A 16241-nucleotide genomic window follows, 5' to 3' on the forward strand; every position below is an offset into this window, starting at 1 on the left:
AGGTTATTTGTTTTGTTATCTAATTTATTTCAAATTTTCTTTTTGTTTATATTGTTTATTTTTATTTTAAATCCCTTTATTTTAAGCATATTTTTCATGCTTATTGTTTTTTTGATAATATCTAGTCTTTTGGGTGGATTTAAGGTATATACAACAAGAGATTACTTTCATTCTAAGGTAAGAGAGTTCGAGTTTTACAAGTTATCTTTTTTGCTTATGGCTAAGTTAATTTCTATTTTGGGATCAATGACAGGAGAACAGTTAAATTATATTAACTTCATCATTAATTCTTTAAATTTATCTGAAAGACATAAAACAGAGCTTTATAATATATTCCATTTTTCCATTACTAAGAACAGAAATGCAGACAAAATATTATATGCATTAAAGCTTGGATATTTTCAACATAGAGATCTTTTTATTTGGCTTGTTTCGACTCTTAAAGAAATTAATAATTTGGCTAGATATAGAAATTCAGATGGCGATAAATTTATTCTTTATATTATTTCTTTTCTTGAGCTTGATTTTGAAAGTTACAATACTTATAAGGATATTAAAATAGAAATTATTAATCCTTATGAAGTATTGGGTTTAAAGTACGATTCTAGTGATAATGATATAAAAAGAGTATATAAAAAGTTAGTTATTCAATATCATCCAGATAGATTTGCAAATGAACCTATGAAACAAAAGGAGGCTAGTGAAAAATTTATTAAAATTCGAGATGCTTATGAAAAGATATGTAGAGAAAGAAATTTGAAATAAAGGGAAAATACATAATCTTCTGAGTAATAGAGATTAACTCAGAAGATTATACTTTTATTTGAATAAAATAATTTTTTATTCTTTAAATAATTTTATTTGTTTTTTATTCATCAAAAGCAACCTTGAATGCTAAAAATGCACTTCCCATTTTATCTTTTTTTGCAAGTAGATTATTTGAATCCCACCCAAATGTAATTGTTGTAAATTTTATTATTTTCTCTAGTTCGATCCCGGCTTTTAGATATAATTTTTTATCTGAATCTTTAAATGAGCCTAAAATATGAGTGCCTACATATGGAGTTATATATGTTTTTGATGATATAGATTCTACAGGTATAGCATAGTCAACATATAAAGCAGCTCCAATCTTAGCAGCGTTTACAAATGAAATATTATTGGTATCTTGCTTGGTATCAGTAGCATCTTGATTAAGAAGAGCAATAATATCATCTGTATTAGGTTTTTCTTTTAGTAAGTCATAAATTCCACCTGAAATTATCCATCCAATCCCAGGAAGGATTCCTTTTTTATTATCCTCATAAGTAGAGATTTCTACATTTAAGGTTTTAAATGCTTTTTTTGCAATATCGTTTATTAACTTTTTTCTAGAAGAGGGTTTATATAAATTTTGTCCATAATTAATTCCAATTCCAATTCCAGATTTTTTATCTTGTTCTCCAAATATTCTTGTGTTGTAAGAATCTTTTCCTTTAATTTCCCATGATTCTTTTTCCCCTTCGTCTTTATTCCAAGCGAGGCCTATATTAGCTCCAACAGAGAATGCAAAATTAGTATTTCTAGCTTGACCAAAGTTAAGTTTATTTTCTGCTGGATTGAATTTATTTTTTTCGTCTGTATTTGCTTTTTTGGATATGTGTCCAAATGTGGAGAAATCGCTTGCAAAGAAATCTATCCCCAAATCAGTTCCTGTATGTAAAATTAAGTAAATGTTCTTATTATTTACTTTTGTAAGACCAATCTTGTATTGAAGACCAAGAGAGGTCATAATAGATGGATTAGATAAAGTTGGAACAAATAAGTCAGATCCAATAATAGCATTATCTTTTAATCCATATGTTATTGATGATTTATTAAATGTTTTATTTCCAAATGCTCCTGAAACTCCAAAATTTAATTCAATTGGAGTTTCTGCTATAACAGTTGGACTGTCTTTTACTAATTCATTTTTTATTGGGCTCCATTTGACTTGAGTTCCATAAAGCAAACCAGCATAAGTATTGTTATAAGGTCTATCTTTTTTTTTCTTTTTTTCTTCCTCTGTGTCTTTTTCATGGATTTTGCCGTGGTTTCTGTTACCTGTTCCTGTTGCTCCAATAGCAAGTATAAGTTCTAATTGTGGGAGTTTATATCCAAATTGTAATGTTCCTATTTTTTTATCTGTGCCTCTTGCAAGGATTGTTTTTCTTAAAGCTCTATCATTACTTGGTAACCCATAATAGTCACTTTTAATGCTAGTTATAGGAGCAAAGCTAAACAATGATTCTTGATTAAAATCAAAGTCAGTCATTGAATTCATTTTAATATAAAAATCATATATTTTTATTTTTGTTATGATATCGCCTAAATCAAGTTTAAAAGTGGAATCCTTTTGTCCTTCGACTTTTAAGGCCAAATCTTCTATTTTGATATAAGCTGAGAAAGGATCATTTTTGCCCAATTCTGCATTTTTTCCAAATGGTAGAAACTTAATTCCTATTTTACTTTTATTTTCCAATCCAGGAATTTTTTCATCCATGTCTAGCCTAAACTCACTTGTATTTTCAAATTCAAATTTAGGTTTCCATGGATCTAAATTAATTTCATTTTTTTCTGTTGTTGTTTCTTGTGCAAAACTCTGCGTAAAAGTGGTTAATAGCAGACCAAAAACACATGATATTAATTTTTTAGTCATTCATATCTCCTTTATTGTAAGATTTAAATTTATTAGAACTTTTAAATAAAATGCATTTTGAGATATCAATCAACATTTAAATAATAGTTTAAGTATTAGTAAATTTATGATATTAATATTTAAATAAAAATTCAAGTATTTTTTAGTTTATATTGCTTATCATTGAATAAGACTAACATAAATATTTTGTTAGTCTTGTTTATTTAAGCACTTAATTTAATATTTATTATAATTAATTTATAAAAAATAAACTAAGATTCCCGATATTACAATATAGAAAAAAGCATATGTGATTATTTTTGACAATAGTTTTCCTTCTTGACCAATAAGCCCTGCAGTTGTGGTTGCTATTGTTATGTTTTGAGGTGAAATCATTTTTCCTCCTGTTGCTCCTGTTGTGTTTGCAGCTGCAAGCCAATAAGGGTTAGTATTAATATTTTCTGCAATTTGTGTTTGTAAATTGCCAAATAGAACATTTGAAACAGTATCACTTCCTGTTAAGAAAGTACCAAGAGCTCCTATTAATGGACTAAATAATGGATAAAAAGTACCTGTTATAATTGAAATACCATCTGCAAGGGTTTTTATCATTCCACTATGTGTCATAAGCCTTGATATTGATACTGTACAAATAATTACGAATGAAGATAACGCCATTTTTTTTAAGGTGAGTATAAATGTTTTTAATTGTTCAAATATAGAGACTCTTCTTATTGAATAAGAAACTACTGTTGCAAGAATAATTAATAAACCTGGTGAGGTTATCCATTTAAAATGTAGAGGAGCAGAACCTGGATAAACTTCAATAATAGTTTTAAAGTTTGATGATAGATATTTATTTATGCTGTAAAATAGTGGTGAAACAGTTATTATAAAAGTTACTATTAAAATATAGGGGAGACATGCAAGAAAACATTGCTTTGGATGTAATTTGGTATTTGTATTAACAGTATCTTTTTTTTCAAAAAATTTTACATAAATTGTTGTTATTATCATTGAGATTATGCTTCCAAGTATTCCAGGAAGTTCGGGGCCCAATGCTCTTGATATATAAACTTGAGATATTGCTATTGATAGTCCTGAAAGAAGTGTGAGTATAAATATGCCTTTAATTCCTCCTCCTACTAGCATTACTAATATAAATGGTATAATGATTGTTGGGAAAAATAGTTGTAAAGCAATATCTGATGATAATAATTTAACATCTAATCCTGTTGATTGAGCAAGGGATATTATAGGAATCCCTACAGAACCATATGCAGTAGAAGACGTGTTCATAATTAGACATATAATACAAGCAAAGATTGGTTCGAATCCCATTGCTATTAGTATTGATACTGGAATTGCAACAGCAGTTCCGTACCCGGCAACTCCTTCTAAAAAATTACCAAATCCCCATGCTACAAGTAAAACGATTATTCGCTTATCAGAGGATATATTAGATAACATTGACTTTATAATTTTCATGTCATCTTGGCTTTCAGCCATTTTATAAGTGAAAATAGCAGCAATAATTACAATAACTATTGGCCATATTCCCATTATTGTTCCTTCAAGTATTGCAAGACTTGTATTTGCTATTCCTAATTTTTTGTCAAACAAAACTAATGCAATCGTTACCATTAAACATATTGGTATTACGTAGTAGGCTGGTTTTTTTATTATCCCAAGCCCAATTATTATTATTAATATTGGTACTAATGCTTTCATGAAATCATAAGAGTTCATAATAAATCTACTCCTTTAATAAATTTACCATTTATAGTTTATCTTTTAAGTTTATAGTAAATTTTATGCAATAATATACAATGATATAGCATGAAAGTTATCTATACTATGCTACAGATTTTAGTTTTGTCTGGAAAGATTTTTTCGGTTGATTTTATTGAAATTGAAAGATTAACAAAAGGCGCAAAGTCGGTTGTTCTTCTTGATTGCGACACTAAGCGAGTTCTTTATGCAAGAAATCCTAATCTAATTTTTCCACCAGCATCTCTTACTAAGCTTGTCACAATTTATACTGCCTTGGTTGAGGCAAAAAAAAAGAATATAGATTTTAGGATTAAAGTACCTATTAATAGGAATGCTTCATATTACAATGCTCCGCTAAATTCTTCTTTAATGTTTTTAGAAGAAGGACAGAGGGTAAATTTTGAGGAATTGCTTAAAGGGCTGATAATTGCATCAGGGAATGATGCTGCTGTTGCAATTGCTGAATTTATAGGAAGAGGAAATTTAAATAATTTTATTAATTTAATGAATATTAATGTTTTAAATTTGGGTCTTTTGAATATGCATTTTGTTGATGCATCAGGGCATAGTAATGATAATAAAATTACAGCATTGGAAATGGCATTGTTTGCAAGAGCTTATATAAAAAAATTTGAATTTATGCTTAAAATACATTCTCTTAAAAGTTTTACTTATCCAAGACTTGAAAATTTAGGTAATACACATACTTCAAAGTTTTTAAATTTAAAGCAGGAAAATAAAAATATTTTAATATATAGTTATCCTTATGCTGATGGACTTAAGACAGGTTACATTAAAAAGTCAGGGTTAAATTTAGTTGCTACAGCTAAAAAAGATGGAATGAGGCTGATATCTGTTATTTTAGGAGTTGATAAAGGAGTTGGAAATATTGGTGAGAAAAAGCGTGCCTTAATTGCAGAGAAATTATTTGAATATGGGTTTAATAGTTATTCTAAATTTTCTTTCATGTTAAAATCAAAAGAAAGGATCTATAATGGGGAAGTAGATACGGTCAATATCTCTTCTAGAAAGCCTTTTGAATATATTTTTACTAGAGATGAGCTTAATAGAGTAAATATAAAGTTTTATATAAAAGATTTAGTTGCTCCACTTAAGGAGCATGACATAGTAGGGAAAGCTGAATTTTTTTTGGATAACAATAAATTAGGTGAGTTAAATTTGTACGGCCAGTGTATTGAGAAATTAGGATTTTTAAATAGCGTATATAAGTTTTTTAGAAATTTTTTTAAAAGAGAGTAACGAAATTTATGTTAAATCATTTTAATTTTAAGTTGAAAAGAGATGTTACAATAATAGTTCCAGGTGAGGCTTTTGTGTCAAATAATAGAGTTATTTCTACAATACTTGGTTCTTGTGTATCTGTTGTACTTCATGATGAGATACATAATATTATTGGGGTAAATCATTATGTTTTAGTGAAGTCGGATTCAGTAGTAGATTTTTCGCAAAGGGGTAGGTATGGAGTTTATGCTATTCCTATGTTAATTGATGCTATGTTAGAGAGTGGGTCATTAAAAAATAATCTTAAGGCTAAGCTTTTTGGAGGAGCTAACTTCATGGCAAAGGAGACAATAAGAGTAGGGTCTGAAAATGCAGATTTTGCAGTTAGTATGTTATCTAAGTATGGCATTCCTATTTTGAGTAAAGATTTTAATCAATCTAAATCTAGAAAGATTTTTGCTTATCCTGAGAACTTTAAGGTTGTTGTGGAGTATCCAGATGGAGCTAGGGTTTTTTAATCTTGTTTAAGATATAGAGGAGAGGCACTTATTTGTATTGATAGATCTCTTCTAATAATTTATAGTTCATTAAGTGTCAAGCGATAATTGTTGCTATAGAATAATCATGTGTTTGTAGAAGGGAATTTTGGTTTTACCTTTGCAAACAAAGCTGAAAATTAAACATATTACAGGATATTATAGGAAAATCTTAGTAGTAATTTGATAACTAATACTTTTATGCTTTTGGGTTTCTTTTTTTTAATAAAGGTGCATCTTTGAATTTTATTAGTAATTCTATGTCAATTTTAAAAATGAGCTTATGTTTTTTTAAAATAAACTTAAAAGTGACGATAATAAAATTTAAGATTTTATTAGGAGTGATTAAATCTTTACAATTCTTTATGATTTTGATGATCTTATTTTTAAATCTAAAGAGATATTAAAGGATAATGCAAAGCTTGTATATAAAAATATTTAGATAGATATAGTTATATTTTGAATAATTAATTTTAATATATTTAGATGTTATTGGTGTTAGTGAAGCAGATATTAAATGAAATTATCGTTTCTAAAAAAATATTCTTAATGATTCTAATTTTTAATTTCAAATAATAAGAATAGATAAGAATAAAAAATAGGCCTTTATGATCTTGAGTAAATCTGATACAATGAGTATTTTTAAAATGAATTTCAGAATATCCTGAGTTTATTTTTAGTGAGATTGTTAATCTTTCTGAATTTGAAGAGATTGGTGTTAGAAGTATTGAATTTATCTAGAACGAACTCTCTTTTTAAAGATATTGAAATGGCTTTTAAAAAACAATTTATTAAGATAAATCCTAATAGTTATTATGATCTTTTAAGAATAATTAATTTAATAAGAACAGATATTGGGGAAGAGTATTTAAAAAATAATATCTATTGTGGATAACAAAATATTTAATATTTAAGGCGGTTTTTTTGAGATTATGGAAGATTTGAATTATGATCAGAATTTTAGCAAACAAATCATAAGGAGTGTATAAAATTTTGTTTCTTTTACTTAAGATTTCTTCAGATAAAGAAGTAAAATGATGTAGATAAAAACATCAATGTTAATTTGATTACTATTTATATGGCTAAGGGAATTTAATTTGATAATCCACTTTGTTGTTGAGCATAATATTTGTATTTCACCTAAAACAATTGAGTATGATTAGCATAATTTAGAGAGTAAGTTAGTGGTTTTATAGTATCTTAAAATAGTTAGAGAGTCTCTTGTAGCTAATTGCTACTATCTTTAAGAGGAAATAAAATAAATAATAAATAGAAAAAATTCTCTCAAGATCTATTTCAGAGATTTAAAAAGAGTTTTAAGTTTAATCGTTGATAATTTTTAGTAAATAAAGAATGTTATTTATAAATTTAAATTTATTTTATAATGTTATAAAATTTTGTTAAATAAATGTAATTAATCTTAAGTCTCTTTTTGGTTATAGTAGGGAGGGGATAATATGGAAAGTATTGTAATTGATTATTTTAGAAAAATATCTCAAATACCTAGATGTTCAAAAAATAAGGAGGGTATTAGTAATTATATTAAAAATGAGGCTGAAAAATTTGGATATTCTTTTAATGAAGACAGCATAGGTAATATCATGGTCAAGATTAAGGCTAATGGTATAGAAAATATGGGTCCTATTATTTTACAAGCCCACACAGATATGGTTTGTGAAAAAAATGAGGCAGTTGTTCATGACTTTGAAAAAGATCCTATACATATAATTGAAGATAGTGGATATTTTATTGCATCAGGTACTACTCTTGGCGCTGATAATGGCATTGGGATTGCCATACTGCTTGCTATTATGAGTGAGGCTAATAGTTTTAAGCATCCTGAGATAGAGCTTCTCTTTACTGTTGATGAAGAAATAGGTTTAATAGGTGCAGTTTGCCTTGATCCTAATTTATGTAGTGGAAATATGTTAATTAATCTTGATGGAGAGGAAGAGGGTTATTTTTTGATTGGATGTGCTGGTTCTTGTCTTGTTAATATTAACTTTATTCCAAAATATAGGCAAAAAAGGAAAGATGTAGGTGTTGAAATTTTATTTACAGGTCTTAAAGGAGGGCATTCTGGCGCAGATATTCATGTTGATTTGGGAAATTCTTTAAAATTGATGTTTTTTGCTTTAAGTGAACTTAGATCAAAGATGGAATTTGAGGTTGAATATATCTCTGGTGGAGACAAGAGTAATTCAATTCCTAGAGAATCAAAAGCCCTCATATTGATTGATCCTGAGAATTATGCTTTTTTAGAGGAAGAGTTAATCTCATTTAAGCTTAAAGTAAAGGAGATGTGTACCCTTGATTGTGATTTTGAGATTGTGATAAATAATGTAGATTCTTCTGGTATTGTATTGGAAAATGTGGATCAGGATAGGTTTTTAAATATGGGTATGGCATTTTTACATGGAGTTCAAAAGGTTGAAAGTTATGATAAGAAACTTATTAGGACTTCTCTAAATTTTGCTAGCCTGTTAAAAACAAATAATGAATATCAGTTTTTATTTACAATAAGGTCATTTTCTGATATTGAGAAAGATTATGTTTTGAGTCATTTAATAGCAATTAGTAAACTTGCAGGAGCTAATTTTAAAATAATATATGATTATCCTTCTTGGAATCCAAATAAAGATAGTAAGCTTTTAAATCATCTTAAGAGTGTATATAGAAGTATGTATTTAGAAGACCCTAAAGTTATTGTAATTCATGCTGGACTTGAGACTGGAATAATATCTTCAAAATTTGGTGGAATAGATTCAATTACAATTGGGCCTTGGATTGAAGCTGCTCATACGCCAAGAGAGAGAGTTAATATTGAATCAACTATTAGGGTCTATAATTTCTTAAAGGTGAGTTTGGAGAAGTTGTAATCTTTATATTTATGTTACTTGGTTTTGTGTGTATAATTTTGTTGACTTACATTTTAAATGTATATAAAATAACTTACATGTAATTTGGATATAATTGGTGGTTGTAGCTCAGTTGGTAGAGCATCGGATTGTGGTTCCGGCTGTCGCGGGTTCAAGTCCCGTCAATCACCTTAAATTTATTACAATGCATTCATAGCTCAATTGGATAGAGCAGTGGACTTCGAATCCAAGGGCTGCAGGTTCGAGTCCTGCTGGATGCGAAATAATGAGAGGTTTTATGCTTGAAAAAGCTTTTTAAGTTTTGTATACTACCTTTAAGAATGCAGGAGTGGTGAAACTGGCAGACACGCTAGACTTAGGATCTAGTGCCTTTGGCTTGTGGGTTCGACTCCCACCTTCTGCAAGAAGTGCGAAAGTAACTCAGGGGTAGAGTGTCACCTTGCCAAGGTGAAAGTCGCGGGTTCAAATCCCGTCTTTCGCTTAAGTTAAATAAGTGCTGCTATTAGTTCATTTTTGTTAGAGGATAGTGTGATATTAAGTAATAGGGTGAAATTACTCCCAGATTCTAAGGTGGAGGCTGTTATTAAAATTTCTAAAGAATTTGTTAAGGATAAGTATAACGAATTCTTGAAAGATTATTCTTCTAGACTTAAGATACAAGGTTTTAGAGTAGGGAAAGTTCCTTTTAGTATTATTGAGAAGAAATATTCTAGTAATTTAAAAGCTCTTACTGTGCAAAAAATTATACATAGATCTTTAGAAGATTTTTTCAAGGATGCTGTTTATAAGCCGCTAAGTTATGCTACTCCTCAGATACTAGGTGATAAATTAGATATAGATTTTGATAAGGATTTTGAATTTACTGTTTTGTATGAGGCTTATCCTGAATTTGAAAATCCGGATATTTCTAATATTTTGATAGAAATGCCAGAAGTCATTATTTCTGACTCTGATATTGAAGATGAACTTAAATTATTGCAGTCGAAAAATTCGGTTATTGTTGATGATAAGGATAGTAGTGTTAAGAAAGGTAGCATTGTTAGAGTGGATTTTGTTGAAGTTGATGATTCTTTGATGGAAATTTTATCAACTAGAAGGCAAGATTTTGTTTTTACTGTATGTGATTCTAATAATTATTATGATTTTGATGAAGATATTATTGGAATGAAAAAGGATGAAGAAAGGATAGTCAAGAAAATTTATGGAGAGGATTATAGGTTTGGGGAACTTGCTAGTTCTGTTAAAAGGTTAAAGATTACCATTAAAGATATTAAGAGACGAGAAGTTCCGGAACTTGATGATTATTTTGCAAAAGATATCAATAATAGTTTAAATACTTTAGATGAACTTAAAGATCATATAAGAACAAATATGTTAAAGCTTGTGAAGGAAAAGGAGGAAGATTTTAAGCTTTCAAAGTTATTGTTTAATATCTCAGAAAAATTAAACATAGAAATTCCTCCTTCCATGTTTGAAGTTGAACTTAATAATGCTTTGATCAAATTTTCAGAACGGGATAAGATTAGTATTGACCAATTAAGAAGTTCTTTAAATGAAATGAAAGATAAAGATAATGTTTTTAAAAACAATGTAATTAAAAATTTAAAGTCTAAGTTAATTTTACAAAAGATGGTGGACAATGATATAGAAGAAGTGACAGATATTGATTTAGAACAGGAGCTTATCAGACAGGCATGTGATGCAAAGATAGGCCTTGAAGAGATTCATAAATTTTATGAAGAAAAGGATTTGTTGAAAATTTTAAAAGACGAAATAAAGAGAAAAAAAGTTAAAGATAAGATTTTAAAAAATGTTAAGGAAATTAGGCTTAACAAAATTTCTTTTAAAGATTTTATTAAGAATGAAATAGGTGGATAATGAAAAGAGAGTATATGCATACTTTGGTGCCTACTGTGGTAGAGCATACGGGGAATTATGAGAGAGTTTTTGATATATATTCAAGATTATTGAGGGATAGGATAATTTTTTTGAGTGGTGAGATTAATGATATTAAGGCAGATACAATTATTGCACAACTTCTTTTTTTAGAATCTGAGAGTTCTAACAAGGATATATATATTTATATAAATTCTCCAGGAGGTAGTATTACTTCAGGGCTTGCAATTTATGATACTATGCAATATATTAAACCAGATGTTAGGACTATTTGTATTGGTCAGGCAGCTTCAATGGCTGCATTTTTGCTTGCAGGAGGTACTTTGGGGAAGAGGGAATCATTGTCGTATTCAAGAATAATGATTCATCAACCTTGGGGTGGAATAGGGGGGCAAGCTAGTGACATTAGTATACAGGCAAATGAAATTATCAGGCTTAAGAGATTAATAATAGATATTATGTCTAGTAAGCTAGGGGTTTCTAAGAAAAGATTATCTATTGATATTGAAAGGGATTACTTTATGACACCAAGTGATGCTCTTGATTATGGGATTATTGATAATATTTTGGAGAGAAATTAATTTAGTTTTGGATAAAAATTTATATGGCTAGAAGTAAAAGTCAAAAGATAGAAGGATGTTCTTTTTGTGGACGCAGTAAAACTGAAGTTGAAGGGAAAATGATTACTGCAAGGTCTGTTGCTATTTGTTTTGAATGCTCTAAAGTATGTTACAATCTTTTTCAAGAAGAGACAGAAAAATCTCTAAGTGGTAAATCTTCTAGAGTGCTTCCAACGCCTAGACAGCTTAAAAATCATTTAGATAAGTATATTATTGGACAAGAAGATGCTAAAAAAGTGTTATCTGTGGCTGTTTATAATCACTATAAGAGAATATTTAGGGGTAGTATAGTTAATGGGGGAGGGGGAGTTGAGCTTGAAAAAGCTAACATATTAATTGTGGGTCCTACTGGCAGCGGTAAGACTTTGCTTGCTAAAAAATTGGCTACTGAAATGAATGTTCCTTTTGCAATAGCAGATGCTACAGCACTTACTGAGGCTGGCTATGTAGGTGAAGATGTCGAAAATATTTTACTTAAACTTATTCATGCAGCTCATGGAGATATAGGATTTGCGGAGAGAGGCATCATTTATATAGATGAAATAGATAAGATTGCAAAAAAAGGTGAAAATGTTTCAATCACTAGAGATGTTTCTGGAGAAGGGGTTCAGCAGGCTTTGCTGAAAATTATTGAGGGTACTGTTGCCAATGTACCACCAAGAGGAGGAAGAAAGCATCCTTATGAGGATACTATTGAGATTAATACGCAAAATATTCTGTTTATATGTGGTGGTGCTTTTGTTGGGCTTGAAAAGATTATTCAGAAAAGAATTAGTAGGAGTTCTATTGGATTTTCATCTAATGATAGAAAAGAGATGAGAGACGATAATTTTTTAAAATATTTAGAGATAGAAGATTTAATTAAGTTTGGGCTCATTCCAGAATTTGTGGGTAGATTACCTGTGCATTCTTATCTTGAAAGGCTAGAAAAGAAAGATTTAATTAAAATATTAATTGAACCAGATAATTCTATTTTGAAGCAATATTATCATATGTTTAAGATGGATAATGTTGAGCTGGTATTTGAAAATGATGCAATTGATGCAATTGCAGAAGAGGCAATGATTAAGAATACGGGTGCAAGAGGATTGCGTTCTATTTTAGAAGAGCTACTTAAACATGCTATGTTTGAAATACCTTCGGTTAAACAAGCGAAGAAAGTTATTGTTACCAAAGAATCTGTTTTAAATAAGAATATTGAACCCTTAATTTTGACGGGTGAAGCAGGTTAATAAAATTTGGTCAAAAGAACTTTATGAAATCAATTTTAAATCTAATTAATGTTAAGAAAGACGATGTTCCAGTTATTTTTTTAGGGCGAAATGTTTTTTTCCCAAATGTAATTTTATGGACTACTTTTGATGATACTTTTGCTATTGAAGCTATCTATCAGTCTATGTTAGAGAGTAGGTTGATTTTATTTGCTTATGTTGATAATTTAAAGTCTAATATTTCTGGAAAGATTGATTTAAAAAATGTGTATTCTGTTGGTACTTATACAAAAGTTGTTCAGGTTATAAAAGTTGCTAAAGATTTAGTAAAGGTTTTAATTGAATGTCAGGATAGAGTTGTTATAAAAAGTATTCTTAAGAAAAATACTTATTTTAGAGCAAAGGTTGATTTTATTTCTGATGAGCACAAATTTAATAGTAAGCTTTTTATTTATTCTAGGTATTTAAGAGAAGTTTATGAAACTTATAAATCCTATTTTTCTGCCAAAGAAACGGGGGATAGTGATGAGAATGTTAATTTTTTGGATAATCCTTCTAAACTTGTTGATATAGTAGCATTTAATGTTAATTTAGAGTATGGGGTAAAATTAGAACTTTTACAAGAGTTAGATATTCAGATTAGAATAGAAAAATTGATTATAAATTTAAATATTGAGATTGATCTTTTAATCCTTAAAAAGGATATTAAATCTAAAGTTAAAGATAAGCTTAATAAGAATCAAAGGGAATATTTTTTAAATGAGCAAATTAAGGAAATACAGAAAAGATTAGGGAAGGAAGAATCTGATTATGTTGATAGATTAAATTCTAAAGAAATCCCTGAAGATATCAAATCAAGAATTGAAAAAGAAATTTCTAGATTGTCATTCATGAACGCGAATTTACCAGATGCTAATATTATTAGAAGCTATGTTGAATTGTTGCTTGAACTGCCTTGGAATGAAAATACTGCTATGGAAAATTCTTTAGTTGATATTGAATTGATTTTGAAAAATTCTCACTATGGAATGAACGAAGCTAAAGATAAAATAATGAATTTTTTGGCTGTTTATCACATTAATTCTAAAGTTCGGGCACCTGTTTTATGCCTTGTAGGGCCTCCTGGTACTGGGAAGACTTCTATTGCGTTATCTATTGCTAATTCTCTTTCTAGGAAATTTGCAAAGATTTCTCTTGGTGGAGTTAGAGATGAAGCAGAAATTAGGGGACATAGAAGAACTTATTTTGGGGCTCTGCCAGGTGTTTTTATCAATGCAATTAAAGTGGCGGGTAAGTCTAATCCTGTAATTCTACTTGATGAAATAGATAAGATTAATAATTCTTATAGAGGAAATCCAGAGGCAGCACTTTTAGAAGTTTTAGATAGCGAGCAGAATTTCAAATTTATTGATCATTATTTGGAAATTCCTTATGATCTTTCTAATGTGTTATTTATAGCAACAGCTAATTCTCTTCATGGAATTTCTAAGCCTCTTCTTGATAGAATGGAAATCATTAAAATAGAAGGTTATTCTTATATTGAAAAACTAGAGATTGCAAAGAATTTTTTAATTCCGAGTATAGTTAGAGAAAGTTTTTTAAATAAAGTTTATATAAAAATAGAAGATGATGTTGTTTTGCACATAATCAAAAAATATACCATGGAATCTGGAGTTAGGAATTTGAAAAGGGTGCTTACCAATTTGTTTAGAATGGTTGTAAGAGAATTGCTTCATGTTTATACTAGAGAAGATATAATAGAGGGTAATTTTTATTTTCCTAGTTCCTTGATGCATCAAAATAATTCAATTTTTACTCATGATCCTGATATCCCTGGCATTTATAAAATAATTAACATGAATAATTTCCATTTTTATATGGATTTTGAGTATAGTTTTAATTTGATTAAGGTTGATTCTTCTGGTTTTGTTTATGGTCTTGCTTGGACAAATTATGGGGGCACTATACTTCCTGTTGAAGCTATTAAGTTTGAGAAGAAGGGAGATATTATTTTAACAGGTAGTCTTGGAGCTGTTATGAAAGAGAGCGCTCAACTTGCTTATTCTGTGGTAAAAACTTATTCCTCTAAACTTAATTTTGATATAAATGAAAGTCCTGAGATTCATTTACATTTCCCGGAAGGCGCTACGCCCAAAGATGGACCTTCTGCTGGAATTACTATAGCAACAGCAATAGCTTCTATATTATCTAATAAAAAAGTTCCTCTGGATCTTGCAATGACAGGGGAAGTTACTCTTAAGGGATCTATCCTTCCTGTAGGGGGTATTAAAGAAAAAATACTTGCAGCTTACAGAAATGGTATAAATAAGGTTATAATTCCAAAAGATAATAAAAAAGATTATGTTAGACTTCCTGAGGAGATTAAGGACAATATGTATGTTAAATATGTTTCTCATTTAGAAGAAGTTTTTGATTATTTAAATATTATTTAAAACTTGATACTATTAAATTTATTAATGGGGGGGGGGTATTATATGAAAGATGGAGTCAGAAAACCTTCAGGCAGTAGAGCATTTTTTAATGCTCAATGGCTTACTAAAAGTTCATCTAAGAATAACTTTTCACCTTTTTCTAGTCATAGCTTTAAAAAAAGATTTACTAAAGGGAAAAAAAAGGGGAAATAGTATAGTATAAGAATCTATACTATTTCTATGCTCTCTTAGAGTAATATTCAACGACCATTTGCTCATTAGCAAGAGTAGGTATTTCATCTCTTACTGGATGTCGAATTACCTTTATTCTTAGAGTATCAACGTTCACTTCTATCCAATTTGGGAGTTTCCTAAGAGATGGTGTTTTTTCTATGTTAGACCTAACTAATTTTTTTAAATTATCTTTTTCTTTGACTTGTAGCTCATCATTAGCTCTTAAAGTAATAGATGGAATTGTAACTCTTCTTCCATTGAGTATGATGATTCCATGTGAAACTATTTGTCTTGCATGGGCTCTTGAAATAGCAAATCCAGCACGGTACACAACATTATCAATTCTTCTTTCAAGTAAGTCTAAAAGATTGTGACCAGTAACTCCATGATGTCTTCTCGCTTCTTTGAAGATATTAGTAAGCTGTCTTTCATTTACACCATAAGCAAACTTTACCTTTTGTTTTTCTATTAACTGCTTTCCATATTCAGTAACCTTACCTTTTCTAGATTTTCCATGCATTCCAGGTGGATGAGGTTTCTTCTTTAGCAGTTTATCGTACTTTGGTTGTTCAAATATATTAACACCAAATCTTCTTACCATTTTGCCTTTAGCTATATTTTTCCTATTCATTCATTCTCCATTTCTTAAAAAAATATAGCAGGGATAGGACTCGAACCTATGACCTTCGGGTTATGAGCCCGACGAGCTACCAACTGCTCTACCCTGCGTCTCGCCTTATAGTTAAGCATATTAACACAACA

At 29.3% G+C, this 16241-nt stretch carries 12 protein-coding genes, 5 tRNA genes and 1 pseudogene; 14 read left to right on the forward strand and 4 right to left on the reverse strand.

The window, feature by feature from the left end; translation table 11 throughout:
* Nucleotides 1-12 precede the first annotated feature (12 nt).
* Nucleotides 13-765, forward strand: a complete 753-nt coding sequence (locus tag F0310_RS02960) for a J domain-containing protein (RefSeq protein ID WP_346010447.1) — start codon at nt 13-15, stop codon at nt 763-765.
* 103 nt (nt 766-868) lie between these two features.
* Here F0310_RS02960 and F0310_RS02965 read toward each other — a convergent pair whose 3' ends face one another.
* Together F0310_RS02965 and F0310_RS02970 are read right to left on the reverse strand one after the other, a co-directional pair.
* A complete protein-coding gene (locus F0310_RS02965) occupies nt 869-2677 on the reverse strand; it encodes an integrin-binding adhesin P66 family protein (protein WP_182117466.1) in 1809 nt (602 codons plus the stop codon).
* Nucleotides 2678-2914: 237 nt separating this feature from the next.
* Complete coding sequence (locus F0310_RS02970) at nt 2915-4405, reverse strand: lactate permease LctP family transporter (protein ID WP_182117467.1); 1491 nt, start codon at nt 4403-4405, stop codon at nt 2915-2917.
* A gap of 90 nt (nt 4406-4495) precedes the next feature.
* Here F0310_RS02970 and F0310_RS02975 point away from each other — a divergent pair, with 90 nt between their 5' ends.
* The 13 genes and pseudogenes from F0310_RS02975 (at nt 4496) to F0310_RS03035 (ending at nt 15458) form a co-directional block, all read left to right on the forward strand.
* Entirely contained in the window at nt 4496-5689 is a 1194-nt protein-coding gene (locus tag F0310_RS02975; RefSeq protein WP_182117468.1) for a D-alanyl-D-alanine carboxypeptidase family protein, read from the forward strand.
* Nucleotides 5690-5697: 8 nt separating this feature from the next.
* Entirely contained in the window at nt 5698-6189 is a 492-nt protein-coding gene (locus tag F0310_RS02980) for a chemotaxis protein CheD (protein WP_182117469.1), read from the forward strand.
* Between the two features lie 733 nt (nt 6190-6922).
* On the forward strand, nt 6923-7102 hold the full coding sequence (locus F0310_RS02985; protein ID WP_182117470.1) for a hypothetical protein: 180 nt from the start codon (nt 6923-6925) through the stop codon (nt 7100-7102).
* Nucleotides 7103-7664: 562 nt separating this feature from the next.
* On the forward strand, nt 7665-9086 hold the full coding sequence (gene pepD, locus F0310_RS02990) for a beta-Ala-His dipeptidase (RefSeq protein ID WP_182117471.1): 1422 nt from the start codon (nt 7665-7667) through the stop codon (nt 9084-9086).
* Between the two features lie 96 nt (nt 9087-9182).
* Nucleotides 9183-9257: transfer RNA gene (locus F0310_RS02995), tRNA-His, on the forward strand.
* 15 nt (nt 9258-9272) lie between these two features.
* Nucleotides 9273-9346: transfer RNA gene (locus tag F0310_RS03000), tRNA-Arg, on the forward strand.
* Nucleotides 9347-9408: 62 nt separating this feature from the next.
* Nucleotides 9409-9489: transfer RNA gene (locus F0310_RS03005), tRNA-Leu, on the forward strand.
* A gap of 6 nt (nt 9490-9495) precedes the next feature.
* A tRNA-Gly gene (locus F0310_RS03010) sits at nt 9496-9567 on the forward strand.
* A 47-nt stretch (nt 9568-9614) separates the two neighbouring features.
* Nucleotides 9615-10964: a trigger factor gene (gene tig, locus F0310_RS03015; RefSeq protein WP_182117472.1), complete on the forward strand. Its 1350-nt coding sequence runs from the start codon at nt 9615-9617 to the stop codon at nt 10962-10964.
* 14 nt (nt 10965-10978) lie between these two features.
* The gene (gene clpP / locus F0310_RS03020) at nt 10979-11563 is read left to right on the forward strand and encodes an ATP-dependent Clp endopeptidase proteolytic subunit ClpP (RefSeq protein ID WP_182117703.1); all 585 of its coding nucleotides are present in this window, start codon (nt 10979-10981) and stop codon (nt 11561-11563) included.
* A gap of 23 nt (nt 11564-11586) precedes the next feature.
* Nucleotides 11587-12883: pseudogene (clpX, locus tag F0310_RS03025) on the forward strand (ATP-dependent protease ATP-binding subunit ClpX).
* Nucleotides 12858-15266: an endopeptidase La gene (gene lon, locus F0310_RS03030; RefSeq protein ID WP_182117474.1), complete on the forward strand. Its 2409-nt coding sequence runs from the start codon at nt 12858-12860 to the stop codon at nt 15264-15266. Before clpX ends, lon begins: the two are co-directional and overlap by 26 nt.
* Before the next feature lie 42 nt (nt 15267-15308).
* The gene (locus F0310_RS03035) at nt 15309-15458 is read left to right on the forward strand and encodes a hypothetical protein (RefSeq protein ID WP_182117475.1); all 150 of its coding nucleotides are present in this window, start codon (nt 15309-15311) and stop codon (nt 15456-15458) included.
* 25 nt (nt 15459-15483) lie between these two features.
* Here the strand turns inward: F0310_RS03035 and rpsD are convergent, their stop codons facing one another.
* Together rpsD and F0310_RS03045 are read right to left on the reverse strand one after the other, a co-directional pair.
* Nucleotides 15484-16110, reverse strand: a complete 627-nt coding sequence (gene rpsD, locus F0310_RS03040) for a 30S ribosomal protein S4 (protein WP_182117476.1) — start codon at nt 16108-16110, stop codon at nt 15484-15486.
* A gap of 25 nt (nt 16111-16135) precedes the next feature.
* Nucleotides 16136-16208: transfer RNA gene (locus tag F0310_RS03045), tRNA-Met, on the reverse strand.
* Nucleotides 16209-16241: the final 33 nt, after the last annotated feature.

The sequence above is a fragment of the Borrelia sp. A-FGy1 genome (assembly GCF_014084025.1).
In the GTDB taxonomy this organism is placed as follows: Bacteria; Spirochaetota; Spirochaetia; order Borreliales; family Borreliaceae; genus Borrelia.